Source organism: Shewanella sp. TB7-MNA-CIBAN-0143 (assembly GCF_040310065.1).
Classification (GTDB): Bacteria; Pseudomonadota; Gammaproteobacteria; order Enterobacterales; family Shewanellaceae; genus Shewanella.
Genome location: NZ_JBEOPL010000013.1, coordinates 42330 through 65045 on the forward strand (window position 1 = coordinate 42330; position 22716 = coordinate 65045).

A 22716-nucleotide genomic window follows, 5' to 3' on the forward strand; every position below is an offset into this window, starting at 1 on the left:
TTTTTATTTTGATCTACAGCATGACTTTACAAGCTGAAGTGATCAGGCTTCCCTGTGGCGAAAGCGCTGTTTTATAAGCTAGCACTTCAACGCCATTTGCTACGGCTTGTTCAAGTAAGTCTGCATATTGTGGATCTATATGTCGCGCGGGTTTAACACTCGTGATGCCACTGTGCTGCACCACAAATAATAAAACAGCACGATGGCCTAATTCCACCATGTGGATGAGTTCTCGCAGATGCTTTTGTCCACGAGTGGTTACGGCATCGGGGAAGTAACCCATTTTATCTTCTAGTAAAGTACAACTCTTCACTTCAATATAGCACTCTGGCCGGTTTTGGCTAGTGAGCAAGATATCGATGCGGCTATTTTCACTGCCATACTTTACTTCGCGTTTTAAATGCTCGTAACCTAATAGTTCGGTAATCACTTGCCGATTAATCGCTTCTTCTGCAAGAGCATTGGCTCGCCCGGTATTAATCCCGATATAATGCTGCTGATCTGTCTGCATTAATTCCCATGTGTGGGCATATTTTCGTTTTGGATTGTCGGAGCTGGAAAACCACACCTTTTCACCAGGGAATAAGCAATTTTTCATTGAACCAGTATTTGGGCAATGAATCGTGATTTCTTGCCCGTTAGGTAGCATGATATCGGCAAGAAAGCGTTTGTATCGTTTAATTAATACACCGGATTCTAATTCGGGAGTAAATTTCATCGATGACTCATCTAATGAGTTGATTTACAACAATGCTAACAAACTTTAGCGTGGTTTATCGATTATGTTTTGTCTACACTACTGCCATTAGCTCGTGATTAAGCTCGAGCATTGGTGTTATTTGGCTTACTACAAGGGATTATTATGAATATTATGACCGTTACGCTCACCACCGAAGCCCCTGCAGAACATTGGGGTAAAGCTGATGTGACTTACCAAGGTACTAAGGCAACAATCCATCTATCGGGTAGCGATGAACTGCGTCAAGTGCAGATGGCCGCAAGAAAAATCCGCAATCAAGGCATTAATTATGTGCAGCTAGACGGTGGCTTATGGACCCTGAATTCACAGTGGGCATTTGCACAAGGTTTTGCCACGGCTAAAGCAGGATACCAAGTGGACTGGTGTGGTAGTGACGCCGATAAAGAAACGTTGAATCAACGTGCCGTAGCGGCCCAGTTTGCTCGCAAATTGATCAATGATACTCCAGAAGATTTATCGCCTTTATCGTTAGCTAATCAAGCGGCGTCTTGGCTAAAAAATATTGGTGGTGACCATGTAAGTTTTAACATTATTGAAGGCCATGAATTATTAGAAAAAAAATGGGTCGGTATTCATGCTGTGGGTCGTGGTAGTGAACGTCCTCCTGCATTGTTAGAGCTTGATTTTAATCCGTTAGGCGCAGATGCTCCAGTCTCTGTTGCCTTAGTGGGTAAAGGTATTACGTTTGACTCAGGCGGCTATAGCTTGAAGTCGTCAGAAGGTATGTTAGCGATGAAGTGTGACATGGGCGGTGCTGCCACGGTTACTGCTGCATTGGGATTAGCCATGAAGGCTGGTTTGAACAAACGCGTTAAGCTATTTTTGTGTTGTGCAGAAAACTTAGTTAGCGGTAATGCTTTCAAGCTGGGTGATGTTCTAACCTACAAAAACGGCACCACGGTTGAAATTGTTAATACAGATGCTGAAGGACGTTTAGTACTAGCCGATGGTTTGCAAGCTGCATCAGAAACGGGCGCAGGCTTAATTATTGATGCTGCAACGTTAACCGGCGCTGCTGTGATGGCTGTGGGCTCAAATTATAACGCCATTTTTTCACCACAAAAGGCGACATTACAGCTTGCACAGCAATGTGCTGAAGCAGTTTCTGAAAACGTATGGCCATTGCCGTTAGATGCTTGGCATAAAGATATGTGTCCATCAGCTTATGCTGATACTGCAAACAGTCGCCCAGTTAAAGGTGGCGGTGCAGGTGGCGCATCAAATGCGGCCGGTTTCTTATGGCGTTTTGTGTCACCAAAAGCGAATTGGTTACACGTTGATCTCGCAGGTGCTTTTGAATCATCAGCGTCGGCGCTATGGGCCGCTGGTGCAACAACACATGGCGTATTGACCATTGCTGAGTTATTAAAAGACTAGTCATCAATTGTACTTAACATTAAACCGTCGCTCACATTCTGTGGTGACGGTTTTTATTTTTGCCGTAACGGCCAACTTTCTAATATCGTGTAGTTAACGTTATGGTGGTGGCCAGTCGATTGATATAAGTGCAAATGGCTTGGTGCGATGATGAGCTGAGTGTCCTTTACCACGGCTGGTAAAGAAGCTGTTGTCACCCCACGAAATAGACTAATGTGCGGAACATAATCGTATTGACTGATGGCTAGATGGTGAGTTTTTGCAATGTTCTTAATGTCATTCGCCATAGTGTTTAATGATGTACTCGCTTGTCCTTTTAAACAGATTAATTGTGCTGTTTGCCACCAAGCGAAGGTGTCGATAACTTGACTGAAAGTTGTTTTAGGCATCTGATTTATTGCTTCATGGATTTTTGAACAAGTGGTCGGATCTATTTGACCGAAAAAGCCTAATGTTATGTGTAAGTTGTGTGCTAAAGTGACTACTGAATTTGTATTTATTTTAGTTATAAGTGTTTGTTGTAGATGTAATATTTTATCTATTTGTGGTTTGTCTACGCTAAAGCCGACAAATAATCTTGCTGACGAAGGTGTTTGCATCCGGTTGGCCCTATTATTTATTGAGCTGAAACATAAACGTTGATAGATTAACAATACTACTGATTTTAAAAACATATCGTGGTTTCAGTTAACTACCTAATCAATATAGTGCTTATAGTTAGCGCTTATAGTTAGCGATATGGCATCCACAAGATAACTGATTTTATTCCCAAGCAAATTGAATTGCTAACCTTGAATGAGTTGATGAATGGCCGATAGCACCCAGCAACTATTGAAAAGTGTTTTTACAAATGGACCTATTGAGGGTAGTAATACTTCGGTGTTATCACTGCTTAATCAAGCATTACAGTTAGTCTGTCAAAGGCTAGAATGCAGCGCTGCATTTGTGTTGACGAGTCAATATGATAAATTATTTGCCGTCGATACTGATATTATCGACACTTCAGAGCAACAATGTGTCAGTCATTTTGGTGCTTCACCAGCATCAGAAGCGCTGTTTAACCAGCATTTACAAGATAATTTGTCACTGTGCGAATCATTATTTAACAGCTATCAAGCAATCATTTATCCTCATTCCCCAGAGCAATCATTTACCTCTGACGAAAATCGACTCCTTACACCGCTTTTAGGCATCTTTAATCAACTCGATATTGATTGTAAGCATCTTGCTCTGAGTCCTGTTTTGCATGTTGGCAATGTTAAAGTTGTTTTAGGCACTATGTGTGCATCCGATGCTAACACAGTAGTGAGTCAGCAAGATGATCCTTGTGCGTTTGTGCAAAAGTTACTCGATGATACTGCATATCAATTAGCCTCTTCACTTGAACTTCGTCGTTTATCCGTGCTTTTAGACAGTAAAGATAAACAGTATCAAGAGCTATTTCAGTTACTGCCGATGCCATGTGCGTTGATTGATTTACACAATAATGTTGTATTGCAAAATGATGCGAGTAAACAAAATTTACCCATTACAGTCGGGCAGAGTTTATTTACGTTGCTACGAGAAGATGATCACCCACTATTACTCGATACCTTGCATATCGTTCGAGAAGGTATTTTACGCCAAGCCTGGTGTGAAGTGCCGTTACGAAATGGGGTTCAAATATACTGGTATAAGTTTAGCTTTTGCCATGCACTTAATAAACAGCAACAGTTATTATTAATGATTGAAGATGTCACCGAACGTTATCGACTTGCCGATGAGTTATCGTTTCATTCCAATTATGATGTGCTAACCGGATTACCAAATCGATTACAGTTCGAAAACATGCTTGAAGAGTTATTAAAAGACGACGAACATGCTCCGGCTTGTATTGCCTTTCTCGATCTCGATCAATTTCAAGTGGTAAATGACCTTAGTGGTCATCAAGCGGGTGATGTGTTGCTGCAACAAGTGGCGACTCGCTTAAAACAATTATTACGTAAAGACGATGTGGTTGCGCGTTTAGGCGGCGATGAGTTTGGCTTATTGATGCATTATTCTGATACCGCATCGGCGCAACAAGTGGCAAAACGAATTTGCCAACAGTTGTTTGATCATGAATTTACTTGGAAAGGTATCAAACACAACATTAGTGCCAGCATTGGCATTGCCAAAGTCGATTATGTTGACTCCGATATTTACGGTGTGATGAGCAAAGCTGATGCCGCTTGCCGCTTGGCCAAAGAAGAAGGCCGTAACCGTTGGCATTTTTATAATCCTGACGACCCACAAATGCACATGATGTATAACCAAATGCTGGCATCTGTGGATATTACAGGCGCACTGGCATTAAATCAGTTTGAGCTATTCTATCAATTAATTGAGCCGCTCGATAAACCCGACACTGGCATCCACATGGAAATTCTACTTCGCATGGTGCAGAGTGATGGCCAATATGTATCGCCGGGGGTGTTTTTACCTGCTGCTGAGCGTTATAACTTAGCGCCTCGAGTAGACCGTTGGGTTATCGATAATTTATTGACGTGGGGCGGCAATAATTTAGCTACATGGGAACAGCTTTCTATGGTGTCGGTGAATTTGTCTGCGATGTCACTTGCTGACCAAAAGTTCATGACTTGGCTCGAAATGCGTTTAATGGTTGAACCTGAGCTGGTGAGTAAATTATGTTTTGAAATAACCGAAACTGCAGCGGTAAGCCAATTAGACCAAGCTACCGGATTAATTGAGTTGTTACGACCATTTGGTTGTAAGATTGCATTAGATGATTTTGGTTCTGGTTTTTCTAGCTTTGCATATTTGAAATGTCTTGATGTCGATTACGTTAAAATTGACGGCCAATTTGTAGTGAATTTATGCGAAAACCGCAGTGATAAAGCCATTGTTTCGGCTATTTGTCAGCTCGGAAAAGACATGGGGTTTGAAGTTATCGCAGAGTTTGTTGAAAACACTGATATTGGCGTATATCTTAAAAATATTGGTGTCGATTATGCGCAAGGCTATGCTATTAATAAACCGACACGATTAGCTGAACTACAACACGGTTTACGGACTCCTTGGTTAATCTAAATGAGTAAAATGACTCAATAACTGAGAGCGGTTAATTGCTTTGTTAAAAAGGTAGCCAAATAGGCTTTTAAATAGGCAATTAATGACACCTTGATACAATGTGGGTAAAATGAACCGCAGAAAATAGCCGTAAAAGTTAATCGCGTTGACCTCAAAACAAGTATTGCAGCAGCACCCATCATTGATGCCCACGACATTGCCGATTCACGCGGTACTCGACTCGTTGCGTGTGCAGTTTTCGGCCCATTCACACATTATTATCGAAGCGCCAACCGGTGCAGGTAAATCCACAGCATTACCATTAGCGATGTTAGCCTGGCCTGAAATTCATGGCAAAATTCTGATGTTAGAACCCCGTCGAGTTGCGGCCCGCAATGTCGCTAAGTTTATTGCCCAACAATTGGGCCAAAATGTTGGCCAGCAAGTGGGTTATCGTGTCCGTGGCGAATCAAAAGTCAGCGCAGATACTCGATTAGAAATTGTCACCGAAGGTATTCTGACCCGCATGATCCAACAAGACCCAGAGCTTAGTGGGATTGATGTGATTATTTTCGATGAAATACATGAGCGTCATCTTACGACTGATTTAGGCTTGGCTTTAGCACTGGAAGTGCAGCAATCATTACGTGACGATTTACACATTATTGCTATGTCTGCCACCTTGTCTGGCTTACCGCTAGACACGTTAATGCCCGATGCTGCGCAAATACACAGTGATGGTCGCAGTTTTGAGGTTGAGATTGCTTATCAGCCTTGCCCTGGGCAACAGTTGTGGCTAACACACATGTCCCGCGTGGTTATCGATACCATTTCCGATCCCAATCTAGCGCAATATCAACAGGGCAGCGTTTTGGCGTTTTTACCCGGTAAAGGTGAAATTCGTAAATTAGCTGGATTATTGCGTGAGCGTTTAGATGCATCATGGCTTATTTGTCCTATGTATGGCGACTTGTCGTCAGCGGAGCAAGATCAAGCGATTCGTGCAGCAGAACCGGGTAAACGTAAAATCGTCCTCGCGACTAACGTGGCTGAATCGAGTTTAACGATTGAAGGCATCACCCTTGTTATAGACAGCGGTTATCGACGTGAAGCGAGTTTTAACCCTAAAACCGGCGTGACACGCTTAGGGCTTAAGCGCATTAGCCAGGCATCGGCTATTCAACGTAGTGGCCGAGCAGGGCGCTTAGCTGCGGGTTATTGCGTGCGGTTATGGAGCCAAGAAGAACAAGGGCGCATGCGCAAAGTCGATGAGCCCGAAATCACGCAAGCAGAACTGACTTCTATGGCACTTGATTGTGCCAGTTGGGGCGCTAAATCATTTGCTGAATTATCATTGCTCACACCACCGCCGCCGATCCATGAACAAGTCGCATGGCGATTACTTATTCAACTTGAATTAATTGATCCACAACGTAAATTAACGTCACTTGGCCGAGAGGCTTATGCATTAGGTTGCCATCCACGCTTAGCGCATATGCTGCTTAAAGCTAAGCAACTTGCCTTGCACGACAATCAGCCGCAACTTTGCCTGCTGGCTTGCGTATTAGCAGGCATTATTGAAGCCCGTGGACTACCGAAAAAAGGCGCTGATATTCATCATTATTTGACCGAGGCTTTGCAGGGGCAAATTAAACAGCAAGTTAGGCAATGGCAACAATCTTTGGCGATATCGGGTCAGGTCAATGAGGCAATACGTAATGCATCGACTCGTGATATAAGCTATTTGTTAGCACTTGCTTACCCTGATCGTATTGCCAAAGCTCGTGGCCATGAAGGCTTTTTATTAAGTAATGGTACGGGTGTGGTGATCAATGCCGAAGACAGTTTGGCTCATGAACCTTGGTTAGTGGTTGCTGACTTTCAAGAGACTCAAGGTCGTAATGCTGGCCAAATTTACCTTGCAGCAAGGTTAGATGAACGCTTGTTTACTGCCGAACTTGCCTCGTTAGTAACTACTCATGTTCACGGTGGTTGGGATGAAGCAAAAGGGCGTTTTTTTGCTGAAAAACATACCAAAATCGGTGAGGTTATCATTAAAATCGACACCGGTATTACGCCTGAACGGGCACAAATTACCGCAGCATTATTAGAACAGATCCGTATAAAAGGGTTAACAATCCTTAATCGTGACGAGCTGTTAATCCAGTTACAATATCGGGTTGAATTGGCTCGATACTTTGCGCCAGAGCATGATTGGCCTTGTTTAAGCGATGAGTACTTACTGGCGACGTTAGAAGATTGGCTTGGGCCACATTTGGATAACATTCGTTCATTGGCCGCATTGGCTAAAGTAGCCGCGTATGGATTGGTGAAAAATTTACTCAATTGGCAACAGCAGCAGCTATTAGAGCAACTGGTGCCAACACATTGGCCGATGGCAACTGGCACTCGTGCCCCCATCCGTTACCAGATGCCACTTGATACTGACGGACATTTTTATCATAACAATGACCAACAAGGCCGTGCGTTGCTTAGTGTACGTTTACAAGAAGCATTAGGGATGGCGCAAAGCCCGACAATATTGCACGGCAAAATGACGGTTACTATGGAGTTGTTGTCGCCAGCACAACGACCATTAGCCGCCACGGCAGATTTAGCCAGCTTCTGGCAAGGCCCATATATTGATGTAAAAAAAGAAATGCGTGGTCGTTATCCTAGGCATTTATGGCCTGATGACCCAGTGAATACAGTGGCAACAAAATTTACTAAAAAGAAAACTCCAGGCGTGTAAATAAGTCATCTAGCTTATTAATAACATGCAATTATTTCAGCGTTATATGGAAAACGAAACCATTATTTATGAGTAAAAAACCCAAAAAGTCTTCAGCCAACACAAAAAAAAGTGGCTCATCTTGGTGGCAAAACCTGTGGTCGCTCACATGGAAATTATCAATCGTTGGTATTGCTGTTGTGAGCTTTTACGCTATTTATTTAGACCAAATTATTGCGCAGAAATTTGAAGGGCAAAAGTGGCATTTACCGGCCCAAGTTTTTAGTCGTTCAATGGCATTGTACCCAGGTGCTGCGATAAACCATCCGCAGTTAATGGCTGAGCTTAATTTGCTGGGTTACCGTAAAGTGTCCAATCCGCGGCAAGTTGGCGAGTTTTCTGCTTCAAGTACTCGTATCGAATTATGGCGTCGGCCGTTTTTGCATCCCGAAGGCAACCAAGCCGAGCAGCGAGTGATGATAAGCTTTGACTCTGAAGGCGTTAGCTCAGTTAAGCGGATGTCTGACAAACGTGAATTAGCGGTATTTCATTTAGAACCGGTATTACTTGACCGTATTATTGCCGGCGATGGCGAAGACCGTTTATTTGTGCGAACGCCAGAGATGCCTTCAATGATTATCGATGCGCTTATTTTGGTTGAGGACCGCAGTTTTTATGATCACTTTGGGGTAAACCCATTGGCGATTGCACGCGCTGCGGTGGTCAATATTACTGCCGGTCGTACGGTGCAAGGGGGTTCAACCTTAACTCAGCAGTTAGCCAAAAACTTCTTTTTAAGCAGCGAACGCTCAATTGTGCGTAAAGTGCGTGAAGCCATAATGGCATTGATTATCGATTTTCGTTATAGCAAAGATGAAATTTTAGAAGCTTATCTCAATGAAGTGTACATGGGCCAAGACAAGGCCCGTGGTGTGCATGGTATGGGATTAGCCTCACAATTCTATTTTGGTCGCCCCATTGGTGAATTAACCGTGTCGCAGCAAGCCTTTTTAGTTGCGGTCATTAAAGGACCTTCTTATTACAACCCGTGGCGTTATCCTGAACGAGCCCAAGAGCGCCGTGATTTAGTGTTACGTTTGCTTATGGAAAACGATAAATTAACCGTTGCCCAATATAAAGCTGCAGCAGAGTCGCCAATCGGTCTACGCAGTGCTAAAAAATCGGTACATCAGAAGTTACCAGCGTTTTTTGCTGTGGTTAAACAAGAGTTACGCGACCGTTATGGTGATTCGTTACTGAAGCAGTCGGGCGTAAAAGTGTATACCACGCTCGATCCTATGGCCCAAGAAGCCGCAGAAAAAGCCGTGTTGTCTACCATGGCATCACTGGATAAACGGGCTAAAAACGTTCAAGTCGGCATGGTTGTTACCGACAAATATACTGGCGGCATAGCAGCAATGGTGGGTGATAAACAACCGAGTTATGAAGGGTTTAATCGCGCGGTTGAAATTAGACGTCCAATTGGGTCGTTAATAAAACCATTCGTGTATGCCAGCGCATTACGCCAAGCAGATAAATTTACTTTAGCCACTCCCGTAGAAGACAAACCCATCACCCTTAAAAATGAGCAAGGAAAAACGTGGTCACCTAAAAACGTCGATAAAAAGTTCAGTGGTCAAGTGCCTTTATTAAGCGCATTTAAAGATTCAATGAACGTTCCAACGGTTAACGTTGGTTTGGCTGTTGGTGTTGAAAAGGTTGCTGCTACATTGAAAAAATCGGGTTGGGAGGATGATATATCCCCTTATCCATCGATGTTGTTGGGTGCGGTGAATGGCTCACCATTAATGGTGGCTCAAGTTTATCAAACCATTGCTGATGAAGGTCGCTATCGTAAGTTATCATCGATTACAGCGGTATTAGACAGTCAAAACCAAGCGTTGGAAGTCACTCGTGTTCCATCGTCGATGGCGATTGATCCGGCAACCGATTACTTAGTTCAATATGCAATGAACCAGGTAGTGCGAAATGGTACGGCTAAGCGTTTAGGCGCTGCATTTCCTGGGGTTCGTTTAGCGGGTAAAACCGGCACCAGTAATGATAGTCGTGACTCGTGGTTTGCTGGATTTGATGAACGTAACGTAGCGGCTATTTGGGTCGGCCAAGACGATAACAGTAAAACGGGCTTGTATGGTAGTAGTGGCGCAATGGCCGTGTATCAGGCCTTTTTACATGAACGTCCACCGCTTAGTTTACGAATGATGCCCGTTAATGGGGTTGTTAATGGTTATTTTGATCGTACAACGGGTGTGGCTAAGAAAGGTAATTGTGACAATATTATCGGTCTACCGGCATTAGACGCAAGCTATCATCCGGTTGCCAATTGTGGCGAGTCATTATCTTGGTGGCAGAAGTTGGTGGGAGAGTAACGCGTTAGCTTAGCCATTATGTCGTTGCCAGCAATAAGCCCAAAGTAAGTGATTACTTTGGGCTTATTTTTTGGTCTCGCGCAGGATAATCAACATTTTTAAGCAATCTTTTTTCCTGCTGACGATATTGCAGAGCAGAAGCTATTTACCTTGTCCGAGTTGATTACGTAAGGTAGCAATTTCTTCGATCATTTGCTGCTGATTGTGCTCCATGCGCTCTAGCGCTTGTTCTAGCTTGGTATTGATTTCTGCTTTATGCGCTGCTTGAGCCTCTTGCGCTTCGTTACGTTCTTGCTCATCTGGTGCGACGAAAACAGATGCCATATAACCGGATATCACTCCGAAAAAGCTGACACCACTAATGATCACTAATCCACCGATGATATGGCCTACCGTACTGACGGGATAGAAGTCACCGTAACCGACGGTTGATATGGTCACTAATGCCCACCAAATAGCTTGCTCTGCTGTTTGGATATTGGCGTTAGGTTCAGTGCTTTCTACTAGTAAAATAAGTACAGATGCAGTGGCCAAAATTAATACCATCGCCACCAGTAAACTGGCCAATGTAGATTGTTTTCGCTGACGCAATAATGGGATTAATAATGACCGGCTCATGCGGATTAAACGAATAACCCTTAATATTTGGAATATACGGGCGATACGCAGTGCTTCAATGGCTGGAATGCTGGCAACAAAGTCTATCCAATGGTGCCTAAAGTAAAAGGCTTTATTACGTGCTTTGAACAAACCATGGAAAAACTTGGTCATAAAAATCATGCAGATTGTAGTGTCTATATACAGCAGTACTTTGTTGGTTTCAGCGTCTAACTTACCAAAGGTAATCGTGAGTACTATCACCACAGAGATCAGTGATAACACCATCATTGCGAGTTCGAATGGACTTGGGCCATCGACATTTTTGACCGACCAACGTTTAGATTCGAGCATATAATAAGTCCGTTTGCATTCGTTCGCCGTGAGGCTTTGTTAAGATGTTGAGTTTATCATAACAAAAAACGCACAAGACAAGTGTCTGGTGCGTTGTTTTTAGTTAATGTATTGTGCTGATAACGGTGTTTATTTTGACGATTTAGTATCAACGAAGTGGACCAAATCATCTAATACGCGCTTTTTGATTTCCAGCTGCGACTCAGATTCTAAGCCGTATTTCTGGGCTAAAATCACATAATCTTCAGCATTTAATGACACAGTTAAACGAGGACGCTTTGGACGTTTGGATACAGAGAGTCCAAGTATGGTCCTGATTTGGTCTGAAGGACTGACGCCTTTATCTAAGGCTTCTTTTCGGATTGAGTATTGAAATTTCTCATCCAGATCAAAAGCCACTTGGGTTGCTTTTGCAGCTTGTTGGTTTTTAAGCCATTTCTCTGGTAACGGTTTGCCTGAACTCATTAGAAAATCGTCTCCTACCTGTATCAGCTTGCTGGCCAATACTCTCTAATATCGGTCAGTGGGCGATATAAAGTCAACATCACTTCAGTGTCTCCACTTTCGTAAACTTCAATATCAACCGCGTGAGAGTCATCAGCATTAGCCAAACTGTAACCTTCAAAACCTTCACCGCGAGCATCATCGTCATTTTGAGGAGGCTTTAGGTCGCGATAATCTTGACGATGGAAGTAACCAAAACCGGCAAATTCAACTTGATGATATTCATCACTGAGCCATTTATCGAACTCAGCGGCTAACTCGGCAGGAAGTGCCTGCAATGTCAGCGTTGCTTTGCCTGGTTCTTCAAATATTTCAGCAAATGCGTCAAGTTCAAACAATTGTTCAACCACAGCGCGGTTGATTTTGATTGAAATACTTAAGTAAGATTCGTCTTCTTGCACGTAGGATAAATAGATTGCGGTGCCGCTATGGCCACGTAATAAGAATTCACAAAGCTGCGAGCGTTGGTATTCATAAGTATGAATAGCTTCAACCTTAAGCTGTTGCCCGCGCAATTGCGTAGGCAAAGCAAAACTGTCATCAAAGGTGATCATATCACCTTTGAGCAGTTTATTTGGATGGTCAAGCTTACGCTTCGGGGCTTCTTTTTTGCCGAATAGGCCACTAAGAAATCCCATAATAGCTTAACCTTTACGTGCTTTAATGCGATCTAGCACAGCATTAGCATTCGACTTTTGCTCACCAATACCTGCTTCAGCTAGCTTGGCATGTAATGACTTATCGCTATTCTCTTCAGCTAATGTTTCTGACGCTTTTAAGCGGTCATCAAACTGTTGTTGACGTGCTTTGATGCGCTCTAGTGAATCTTTAGCGTTAAGCAGTTTTGAATTACTTGACGCAAATGAGTCAGTGATAGTTGCAGTGGCTTTTTGCACGCTTTCAGTGGTTTTAACCATAGTAAGTTGACGTTGATAATCATTTAACTGACGCTCAGTCTTCTTCACTAAATCTTTTAAACGCACTGCATGTGAGCTAAAGCTATCATTGGCTGTTTGTTGTTCAGCTAATTCTTCGTCTAGCTGAGCGATCTTTTCAGCTATTTCAATTGCTAAAGCTTCGTTGCCTTTGTCTAGCGCTTGGGTGACATAGCCTTCGTGCTCAACAACACTACGCTTTAGGCGATCAATTTCGCGGCTGGCTTGCATTTCTTTAGCCATAACGTCAGTCAATTCACGTTTAGCGCGAGTTAAATGTTTTTCTGCATCACGAATTTCTTGTTCAAAAATTCGGGTTGAGTTTGAGTCAACGATATTTTGGCCAACTTCAGTTGCACCACCACGAAACGCTGTAAGAATCTTGTTTAGAATGCCCATAATTGGCTCCTTAGATTAAAAATTCGACGAGTTCGTCGATGACTTCCAGACAGTTGTCTGACAGTACTGCTAATTCTTGTTCAATTTCTTCCATGCTTGATTGCACAGATAATGCCCCGTAAACCACATATTTATCATCAATTTTAGCAAACGATGATAATGGCATTGGAATGTTGAGCTCTAACATGGTCTCGAACATTTCAGCGCGGCGAGCTTGGTTTACTTCGTTTTCGCCCCACAAGTAACTGATACACAATATTTGGTTGTCAGTTACTGATACAAACACCGGAATTTCTTCTCGGCCGACAATATTGACTTGTAACACTTCAACATCACCGTCAATCGGATAACAATCAAACTGAAAACCGGTTTTGCTGTGATCGCATAGTCCGTTTAGGTGACCTGCAATAGTATGGATGTTCATATTCGTCCTTAATTGACATATTATGTCTGTGAGTAAAGATAGCATCTAGACATAATATGTCAAGCGCTATCTGGTCCAATTAAAAAAGATTAATTACTTCATTTTCTGACCAAGCCGCTAAGTGGTAGTAATACAGCTGTAATGAACCAATTTCGTTTACTTTGATGTTGTCTATATCGGCATAGAAATTCTTTGGGAATTCAAATGAAGCGTGAATAAGTCCTGGGGTTAGCCATTCTTCTGGTACCGGTATATCTGTTAGTGCAGCAAGACGTTGTTGTGGGTTTTTACCCATTTTACTGCCAATGCTCCAACCCCATTCACCAAAGCTAGGGACATTATGGTGATACTGTTTTACATTAAACCCTGCAGCAGTCAGTGTTTTACCAACCGATATAAACGCTTTTGGCGCATGATAAGGTGAGGTTGATTGCACCGTTATCACGCCATCGGCGCTAAGTAATTCATTAAGCTTACGATAAAATAAGTCTGAATACAGTTTGTTTAAATCAGGATGACTTGGGTCGGGTAAGTCAACAATAATGGCATCAAACATTTTGCCATTTTGAATTAGCTTATCAACCCCGTTAAATGCATCGTCGACCATTAAGGTTAAGCGTGGATCGTTTAACGCATCGCCGTTTAACGCCAGTAATGCATCCTGTAAGCGTTGTGGCATATCTGCTGGTGGCCATTTAAACAGTGCCAGTAAGTCTTTATCTAAATCCATTAAGGTAACCGCTTTAGGTTGCCATTTGAGTACTTGCTTTAGTCCTAAGCCATCACCACCACCAATAATGAGCACGTTATCGTGCCGTGCGCTGGCAGCCAATGTTGGATGAACCAAAAAGCTATGATAGATGTGCTCGTCGCTGCTTGAAAATTGTAACCGACCATTGATGTATAAATTATAAACGGGAGGTAAACCACCACCGCGCAAACGCTCAGTAAAATTGAGCTGCTGAAAGCGGGTCGCTTTGGCATAAACCACATGATCTTTATACAAAAGATTATTAAAATGCTGTTCCCAGCTCGGGCCTTTAACGGCTAATATGCCAATCACCACACTGGCAATAATATGGCCGATAAGCAGCAATTTTACATGATTTATTTTTGACCAAAAACGCCAAATAAACACCAGTCCAGCGAGTAGGTTAACGCTCGCTGTAAGCGCAGCAGCTAATTGAATATCAATGGCCAGCATAAAACCGACCCAGATTGCGGCGCCTATTCCAGCGCCAATGTAATCGGCACCATATATGGTGCCGGCATTATGCAGTAAGTGCGCTTCAGACAATGATTGTCGAACGCGGGCAATAAGTGGAATTTCCATACCAATCATTAACCCGAGTAATACACCCCAAACATAAGGTAAATATGTACTGAGAGTTTGCAAACTGGCAATAAAGCCACCATTGGGTAAATGATCTGGCGGTAGGCCGAGTGTATTGGCGATGGTTAACGGCAGTTGTTGACCGAATCCGATGACCGCTGCGGTAATGATAATGGCAAAAGAGCCACACAGTGCTACGGTTAATTCAAGCATGGCAAAGCCAGTAAAAGCGCATTTTATTTTACGTGCGGCAAAAGCGCCCACACCCATAGACACAATCATTAGACCAATCATGGTGTAAATGGCGGCTTCTAATGCGCCGAGAATGCGACCTGCATAGTGTGATAATAAGTATTCATAAATAAGACCGCATCCCGCCAACGAGGCCATAATGCCGAGTAATAAGGCATCATCAAACCATGATACTTGACGGGATGGAGGGGAACTTTGCTGCGAGTCCCCCTGTGTAGTGTTAGCGGGAAGATCATCGAGCAAAGGTGTTGTCATAGATTAAGCCATTAACGCCGTGAGAATAAGGGCAACGGCAATACTAATCGCCATTTCAACGGCTGCAATACCGATGTTTTGTTGTTTCTCAACTTCTTCAGCAAGATTGATACCGGCTAACACCATTTTTTTCACTATGGTTATTAATAACGATAATACCACCAGCATAATCAATGAGAATGCGCACCAACCAATAATGTTGCTTACATGGGCTGTTGGGTCATACGCAATAAAATGACTCGCCGCATTAAAGCTTAGTGCCATGGCAATCATGTAGCCGCTGTGACGCAGTGCTAATGCCGTTTGGCCCTGAGTTAACGCTTGTTGCATTGACGCGCCTTGATTACGTTTGGCATAACGCTTTTCACGTAGTCGGGTGAGTATGACTAACATCAGTTGTGAGATTAAAAAGGCACTAAAAATAGCGATAAAGGTATCTAGAGTAATATCTTCAGCCCACATTAATACCGCGCGGATAATAATGGCAGTGGCTATGGCTGCAGCAGCATCAACCACAGCAACAGAAATATTACCTTTAAGAATCTCATCGTTTTTAGCAAATTCATTTAAGGCGATTTTATCATGTAAAAAACGGCCTAATTTAATCAATATTAAGCCAAACAAGCCGTATGCAGACATGCCAATCGCTTCAGTTAAATAAGACGGAGCCGCTTCGCCTGTGATAGCGCCAGTTAGCACAATACCTAAAGCCGCCACAGCACCAGCGGTACTGATCCCAAAGGCAAAGTTGTCGCGCTCGGCTAACTCTGCACTGCTGTTGACTTTAACGCTCCACCCCTGCAAATAACGCATTAGCGTCAGCAAAATGATAGCGATGGTTAAATCAATGGCTAAAATAATCGCCAAATGTTGAGTTAAGCCATATTCTTGAAAAAATGTCATGGTGAGTCCTTACCTATTTTCCACGGCTAACACCGCGACTAGTGCGGCTGCTTGAGTTACGGAAACTGCTGTCTTTTGAGTAGCTCGAACGAAATTTTCTACTCGCGCTCTGAGTGGTGCTATTAGCTTTGGGTGCACTGGTACTTTGACGTGACAAGCTAGTAGAGCCTGTTCGAGCTTTTGCATAAGGGCTGTCGAATCGTTTCCCTTGGCTGTTAAAACGTTTCTTGGTTTGTTCAAAGGTTTTGGTTTGCGAAGTTGCTTGTTTTGGTGAAGTGTAACGGTAACGTCCCACATCATTATAATAGCTGTAACCACGGTTACCCGACCAACTACCGTAGCCTATTGGGCGGGAGAAGTTAGAAAACATCGCATACATGCCATACCAAGCCCAAATGGAGGTGCCGCTTGAATTATTTTGCCAGCTACCATATGCAGGATTACCCACAAGTTGGCTGCCTGCACCACTGCCTTCGGTGCCATTTGCTAGGGCTTCAGCCTCACGGCTAATAGCATTAACTCGAGCGAGTTGCCCTTTAGACATATCGGCAACAACATTGACTGGATCAGACAGCATATCGTTATACAAACTGGTGTCAGCGGCTTGATAAATATTCTGTGCTTCAGCTAACTGTTGGTCTAAATCAATAAAATTAGCGCTGTCGTTTAAGTCTTTGTAACGACGCGTTAATGACTTAAACATTGGCCCTTCAGTGCTGGCATCTTTAGCCAATTCTTCTAGTAATGGGGTTAAGTCGGATTGACGCTGAGCGAGAACTCGAGTGTATTGTTTGAGTAACGTCGCATTGCGTAACTGATTGTTATCGAGCGAACTGGCCAACAGATCAAGTCGTTGTTGGGTCAGTTGCTGGTACTTAGCAATTTGTTCCGGTCTATCGTCACCGCAACCGCCAAGGGTTAAGGCAACAAACAATACCGTTATCAATGTGAGTACACGTGGGAGGTGACCTACCATGTTTTCTCCAAAATGTAGATTTTTCATGTGCTAATTCAATATGACACAGGTTATAGTAATCTTAGTGTCAATGATATTAATCTGATCATTTGACTGGCTGATAGATATACCATTCACGACATAATATGTCCAACGTTCATTTTCTATAGGGATCATTATTGCCATGCAAAACCAAAGTAACAAGGTATTATCTGCAGCGATGCTAGACAGCGCAGATCGTTACTGGTTAAGACTCTGCGACGTTTGGCCAGAAGCTAAAACAGCACTGACAGCCATGCAACAGCAAGAGTTAAAGGCCGTATTTGGCTTAAGTGACTATATGGGTGAGCAACTTTGTCGTCATCCAGAATGGATTGTGCAGTTATTTGATGGCTTATTAAGTGATGTTGTGCGCAGTGAGTTTGATGCTCAGTTACATTCGCTATTAGCTGAGTTAACTCAAGAAGAGCAAGTTAAGTCTGCCTTACGTCGTTATCGTAATCTGCAAATGGTGCGCTTAGCGTGGCGTGATTTTTTAAATTACACCCCAGTTGAAGAGTCATTACTCGATTTATCTGCATTAGCAGAGGCATTGGTAATTGCTGGACGTGATTGGTTATATCAAGAGATGTGTCAACAATACGGCACACCAACAAGTGCTGAAGGTAAGCCACAACCCTTATTGATTTTAGGCATGGGTAAACTGGGTGGTCGTGAACTTAACTTTTCATCAGACATCGACTTAATTTTTACCTTTCCAGAACATGGTGAAACCGTTGGCGGTCGACGAACTCAGGCAAATCAGCAATTTTTTATCCGCATGGGACAACGCTTGGTGAATTTACTCGACCAAGTCACCGTGGATGGATTCGTTTTCCGTGTCGACATGCGTCTACGACCTTATGGTGAAAGTGGTCCTTTGGTGGTCAGTTTTAGCGGTTTAGAAGACTATTACCAAGAGCAAGGTCGTGATTGGGAGCGTTATGCCATGGTCAAAGCGCGCGTACTTGGACCTTGGTCTGGCTATTGCGATGAGTTGCATGACCTACTACGACCATTTGTTTATCGCCGTTATATTGATTTTTCTGCGATTGAATCACTGCGTAAAATGAAGCAATTAATCGCCCAAGAAGTTAGGCGTCGTCAGTTAACCGATAATATTAAGCTTGGCGCCGGCGGGATCCGCGAAGTTGAATTCGTGGTGCAAAGTTTTCAGTTGATCCGTGGTGGCCGCGAGCCTGCATTGCGTCAGCAAAGTTTATTTGGCGCCATTGATACCTTGTACAGCTTAGGGCAATTGGAATACTTAGCGGTTGATGAGCTTAAACACAGTTATATTATATTGCGTCGAGTGGAAAACTTGTTGCAAGCGATTGACGATAAGCAAACGCAAACCCTGCCTAATAATGAGCTCGATTGGCAACGTTTATGTTATCCGCTAGACATGGCCGATGAAGCCGAACTTCGTCAAAAAATTAATCAAGCAATGGTCACCATTCATGGCCATTTTAATGCAACTGTGGGTGGTACTGACAGCCATGAACACAATGATCATTGGACTGCTTTATTTTGGAATGTGCAGCAAGATGAACACGCTAACGCCTTGTTGCAAGAGCAACAAATCGATGATGCCGAATTATGGCCACTATTAAATGAGTGGCATCAAACGGTGTCGAAACGTTCTATCGGACCTCGAGGACGTGAAACGCTAGATAAATTAATGCCCAAGTTGCTTGAAGAGTTAGTGACTCAAACTAAACCGAGCCAGGCGTTTAAACCAGTAGCTAAAGTGCTGGATAAAATTTTAACTCGTACTACCTATCTAGAGCTCTTATGTGAAAACCCAGGCGCTAGACAGCAATTAGTGAGTTTGTGTTGTGCAAGCCCTTGGATTGCCCGTGAGCTGGCGAATTTCCCAATGCTGCTCGATGAGTTAATTGATCCGTCGCAGCTGTATGACATTACTTCGATTGATGATTATCCTAGTGAATTACGCCAGTATTTATTACGTGTACCTGAAGATGACATGGAACAGCAAATGGAAGCGTTGCGGCAGTTTAAATTGTCTCAGCAGCTTAAGATTGCGGCCGCAGATGTTACTGGGGTATTACCTGTCATGCAGGTTAGCGATCATTTAACCTTTTTAGCTGAAGCCATTATCGAGCAAGTTGTACTACAAGCTTGGCATCAGGTGGCATCTCGCCATGGCATACCTGCAGGAACCAGCCCAAGTAACATGGGTTTTGCCGTCATTGGTTACGGTAAGTTAGGTGGGATTGAGCTGGGTTATGGTTCTGATTTAGATTTGGTGTTTCTACACGGCCACACAGGTGCTGGCACAACTGATGGTAAGCGTCCTATTGATATCGGCCATTTCTACCTCAAGCTTGCCCAACGTATTGTGCATTTATTTGCTACCCGGACAACGTCTGGTGAGTTATATGAAGTGGATATGCGCTTACGTCCGTCAGGTGCTTCTGGTTTGTTGGTGAGTGAGATTGAGCATTTTGGTACCTATTTACAACAAGAAGCGTGGACTTGGGAGCATCAAGCATTAGTGCGATCTCGTTTTGTATTTGGTGATTATTCGCTTGCCGGTCGTTTTAGTGATTTACGTGCGAAAATATTGAAAATAGAGCGTGATAAAGAGGTATTAGCCAAAGCGGTCAAAGACATGCGCATAAAAATGCGTGAGCACTTGTTGCAAGTTGAACCAGGGCAATTTGATCTAAAACAGAGTGCTGGTGGTATTGCAGACATAGAGTTTATCGCTCAGTACTTAGTGTTAGCGAATGCTCATCAATATCAGGAATTAACCATTTGGTCTGATAATGTGCGTATCTTTGAAGTGTTGGCGGAGTTGGAGTTATTACCCATCATGCAAGCCCAACATTTAACCCAAACCTATTGCTGGCTGCGTGACGAGAATCATGAACTGACATTACAACAGTTGCCCGGTAAATTACCCATACAAAGTGTGCAACAAAAAATCGACAGTGTAATTGAAATTTATAATGAAATTCTATCGGTTTAAACATTAATCAAAGTAGATTAGGTTGATATTTAGTCACTTAACTGCTTTGATTATAGAACTATTATTTTGATTGAATAGGTTGTTTAATGCTGCTGGCACCGATACCTGACAATGAATACACTCGACTCGAAACGCTTCGAGGGCTGAACGTGCTCGACACGATCGCTGAAGAACGTTTTGATCGTATCACTCGGTTGGCTAAGCGATTGTTTTCAGTGTCAATTAGTGTGGTGAGTTTAATCGACTCCGATCGCCAATGGTTCAAGTCTGTGCAGGGGTTGGATGTATGCGAAACCCGGCGTGATATTTCATTTTGTGGTCATACTATTAATCAACAACATGTTTTAGTTGTGCCAGACACACTAAAAGATGAACGTTTTGCCGACAATCCGCTTGTATTGGCGGCACCTAAGATTCGATTTTATGCCGGCTATCCGTTGACTATGCCTAATGGTGTGAGGGTAGGTACCTTGTGTATTATCGATGACAAGCCGAGATCTTTCTCTAAAGATGATGAAGATGCCTTGGAAGACCTTGGCAAAATTGTCGCAGAAGAACTGCTGTCGATTCAGCAAAATACCTTAGATGCGCTAACCGGTATTTCTAATCGTCGTGGCTTTGAATTACTCGCTAATAAGACGCTTGCTTATGGTGATAGGCTTGATTTTGCAACGTGCTTAATTTTCTTTGATTTAGATTATTTTAAAGCAATTAATGACAATTTTGGCCATGAAGAAGGTGATACTGCCTTGAGGACTTTTGCTGGCTTATTGATCGACAGCTTCCGCGAATCGGATATTATTGCCCGCTTTGCTGGTGATGAATTTGTGGTAATGCTGAGCCAAAGCGATGAAATTAGTGTTAATAATGTATTACAACGTTTTCAACAGTGCGTTAATCAACATAATCTGCACAGTGGTAAACCATACCAATTAAAGTACAGTAAGGGCGTGGCGCATCGACAAGCTAGGCAGTCATTATCGTTAAATGATTATTTGGTTAAGGTCGATAAAGCCATGTTTATCGATAAAGCAATACATCACCAGAGAACACCAACGGATATTAAATAGCGCTTATTAAGTTGATGATATTGGTGTTTTTATCTGCGCATGTAACTGATTTGATAAGCTACAAACGTTAAACTCGTTGAGCCGCTGCAGATAATACACTTGGCGCAACCATTATTCTTTTGCACATCCGTCACGAATTAAATCAACGCTAACAACCATTGTAGACAAGAGCCGTTAACAACAGCCGTTAACATCGATTTACCAGCACGGTTATGAGTGTATCAATGCTCAGCTTAGTATCTGTTCTATCCACATTTTATAGATAGGTAAACCAATTAATACGTTTATTGGGAACGTTATTCCGAGTGATGCCAACATCGCTAAACCAATATTAGCGTCTGGTATTGCAGCCTTAATTGCGGCCGGCGCAGCAATATAAGACGCACTTGCACTTAAGCCTGCAAGTACTAATATGCTGCCAGAAGGTAAATCAAGTAACACGCCTAAGCCGATACCCGCCCAAGCTAAAATAAATGGAATTACCGCAGCAAATACCAATAAACGCCATTGTTTGTAAGGAATAGGGAAGCATACTTTGGCGGTACTAATCCCCATTTCTAATAAGAACAGTGCTAATAACGTTTTAAAACCACCCAATAACATTGGTGTAAGTGGTGCCATGCCACTAGTGCCATATATCCAGCCTATGATCACCCCTCCACAGAGTAATACGACTCCGCGGCTTGTCAGCGCTTCATGTAATACGCTGCCTGCCGAAGAGTGTTGGCTATCGTCTGCTACTTTTGCTTGTAAGTAGCGGTGTAGCCAAAGCATGATAATAATTGCAGGCAATTCGAGTAACACTAGATACAACGTTGTTTCAGGTCGTAAAGGCCACTGAGATTGATCGACCATGGTCATCACCACGGCAAATGTTCCCGCACTCACAGAGCCGTAATGAGCAGCGATACTTATGGCTTCTTTTTGCGGTAATTGAATTAATTTTCGCAGTAGAGGATAAAGGCTAAGTGGGATAATGAATCCAAGTGCAATAACAGACAGTAATTCGGTGATCGCTAAATTGGCAGTTTCTCCATGCAGTGCCATGCCACCTTTTAGTCCTAGCGTAAGCATAAGTAAGATAGATAGGGTTTCGTAGGTTGCTTTAGGGACTTTTAAATCAGACTTTATCAACCCGGCAAGCAAACCGAGGGCAAAAAAGGCAATCACAATATCAGGCATGGTATAGGTTCTGTCTGTTATAAAGTATCGCGATTCTGCCTTGTTGTGTTAACAAAGGGAAATCTTTTCAGCGAAAAAATACTGCTATAGTAAACTTATCCATTTAAGGCTGATCAGTCGTGTTGTACTTTGCTGGTTTATCATGTTGTTCTTTGTTGATCTATCATGTTTTTCTTCGCTGATCTATTAAGTGCAAATGGCGTATAGTATGCT

Annotated in this window: 17 protein-coding genes; 6 read left to right on the forward strand and 11 right to left on the reverse strand. The window is 43.0% G+C overall.

All coding sequences use genetic code 11. The features are described from left to right. Positions 1-13 precede the first annotated feature (13 nt). A complete protein-coding gene (sfsA, locus tag AAEY97_RS11965; RefSeq protein ID WP_101085268.1) occupies positions 14-718 on the reverse strand; it encodes a DNA/RNA nuclease SfsA in 705 nt (234 codons plus the stop codon). Positions 719-862: 144 nt separating this feature from the next. Here sfsA and pepB point away from each other — a divergent pair, with 144 nt between their 5' ends. Next, positions 863-2137, forward strand: a complete 1275-nt coding sequence (gene pepB / locus AAEY97_RS11970) for an aminopeptidase PepB (RefSeq protein WP_011638713.1) — start codon at positions 863-865, stop codon at positions 2135-2137. A gap of 53 nt (positions 2138-2190) precedes the next feature. On the opposite strand, the gene thpR is transcribed toward pepB, so the two are convergent. Next, positions 2191-2736, reverse strand: coding sequence for an RNA 2',3'-cyclic phosphodiesterase (gene thpR, locus AAEY97_RS11975; RefSeq protein ID WP_350999005.1), 546 nt, complete (start codon positions 2734-2736; stop codon positions 2191-2193). Positions 2737-2944: 208 nt separating this feature from the next. On the opposite strand from thpR, the gene AAEY97_RS11980 reads away from it, so the two are divergent. From AAEY97_RS11980 to mrcB, 3 genes are all read left to right on the forward strand, one after another. Then, complete coding sequence (locus AAEY97_RS11980; RefSeq protein ID WP_192114216.1) at positions 2945-5206, forward strand: putative bifunctional diguanylate cyclase/phosphodiesterase; 2262 nt, start codon at positions 2945-2947, stop codon at positions 5204-5206. A gap of 184 nt (positions 5207-5390) precedes the next feature. Next, the gene (gene hrpB, locus AAEY97_RS11985) at positions 5391-7937 is read left to right on the forward strand and encodes an ATP-dependent helicase HrpB (protein WP_350999100.1); all 2547 of its coding nucleotides are present in this window, start codon (positions 5391-5393) and stop codon (positions 7935-7937) included. Between the two features lie 68 nt (positions 7938-8005). Further along, the gene (gene mrcB / locus AAEY97_RS11990) at positions 8006-10306 is read left to right on the forward strand and encodes a penicillin-binding protein 1B (RefSeq protein WP_350999009.1); all 2301 of its coding nucleotides are present in this window, start codon (positions 8006-8008) and stop codon (positions 10304-10306) included. Positions 10307-10447: 141 nt separating this feature from the next. On the opposite strand, the gene AAEY97_RS11995 is transcribed toward mrcB, so the two are convergent. From AAEY97_RS11995 to AAEY97_RS12030, 8 genes are all read right to left on the reverse strand, one after another. Continuing rightward, a complete protein-coding gene (locus tag AAEY97_RS11995) occupies positions 10448-11257 on the reverse strand; it encodes an ion transporter (protein ID WP_162023856.1) in 810 nt (269 codons plus the stop codon). Positions 11258-11386: 129 nt separating this feature from the next. Continuing rightward, positions 11387-11722, reverse strand: a complete 336-nt coding sequence (locus AAEY97_RS12000) for a hypothetical protein (protein WP_101085274.1) — start codon at positions 11720-11722, stop codon at positions 11387-11389. Between the two features lie 23 nt (positions 11723-11745). Further along, positions 11746-12399 (reverse strand): hypothetical protein, encoded by a 654-nt coding sequence (locus AAEY97_RS12005; protein ID WP_162023855.1) that lies wholly within the window; start codon positions 12397-12399, stop codon positions 11746-11748. Positions 12400-12405: 6 nt separating this feature from the next. Then, a complete protein-coding gene (locus AAEY97_RS12010; RefSeq protein WP_101085276.1) occupies positions 12406-13095 on the reverse strand; it encodes a PspA/IM30 family protein in 690 nt (229 codons plus the stop codon). Positions 13096-13105: 10 nt separating this feature from the next. Next, on the reverse strand, positions 13106-13519 hold the full coding sequence (locus AAEY97_RS12015) for a YjfI family protein (RefSeq protein ID WP_101085277.1): 414 nt from the start codon (positions 13517-13519) through the stop codon (positions 13106-13108). 79 nt (positions 13520-13598) lie between these two features. Beyond that, complete coding sequence (locus tag AAEY97_RS12020) at positions 13599-15359, reverse strand: polyamine aminopropyltransferase (RefSeq protein ID WP_350999012.1); 1761 nt, start codon at positions 15357-15359, stop codon at positions 13599-13601. A 3-nt stretch (positions 15360-15362) separates the two neighbouring features. Continuing rightward, on the reverse strand, positions 15363-16262 hold the full coding sequence (locus AAEY97_RS12025) for a DUF350 domain-containing protein (protein ID WP_101085279.1): 900 nt from the start codon (positions 16260-16262) through the stop codon (positions 15363-15365). A 13-nt stretch (positions 16263-16275) separates the two neighbouring features. Beyond that, positions 16276-17238: a hypothetical protein gene (locus AAEY97_RS12030; RefSeq protein WP_101085280.1), complete on the reverse strand. Its 963-nt coding sequence runs from the start codon at positions 17236-17238 to the stop codon at positions 16276-16278. Between the two features lie 157 nt (positions 17239-17395). On the opposite strand from AAEY97_RS12030, the gene glnE reads away from it, so the two are divergent. Together glnE and AAEY97_RS12040 are read left to right on the forward strand one after the other, a co-directional pair. Continuing rightward, a complete protein-coding gene (gene glnE, locus AAEY97_RS12035) occupies positions 17396-20251 on the forward strand; it encodes a bifunctional [glutamate--ammonia ligase]-adenylyl-L-tyrosine phosphorylase/[glutamate--ammonia-ligase] adenylyltransferase (RefSeq protein WP_101085281.1) in 2856 nt (951 codons plus the stop codon). Between the two features lie 86 nt (positions 20252-20337). Beyond that, positions 20338-21321 carry a sensor domain-containing diguanylate cyclase gene (locus AAEY97_RS12040; RefSeq protein ID WP_350999015.1) on the forward strand — a complete coding sequence of 328 codons (984 nt, stop codon included), beginning with the start codon at positions 20338-20340 and terminating at the stop codon, positions 21319-21321. 228 nt (positions 21322-21549) lie between these two features. Here the strand turns inward: AAEY97_RS12040 and AAEY97_RS12045 are convergent, their stop codons facing one another. Then, positions 21550-22503 carry a sodium-dependent bicarbonate transport family permease gene (locus AAEY97_RS12045; RefSeq protein ID WP_350999017.1) on the reverse strand — a complete coding sequence of 318 codons (954 nt, stop codon included), beginning with the start codon at positions 22501-22503 and terminating at the stop codon, positions 21550-21552. Positions 22504-22716 lie beyond the last annotated feature (213 nt).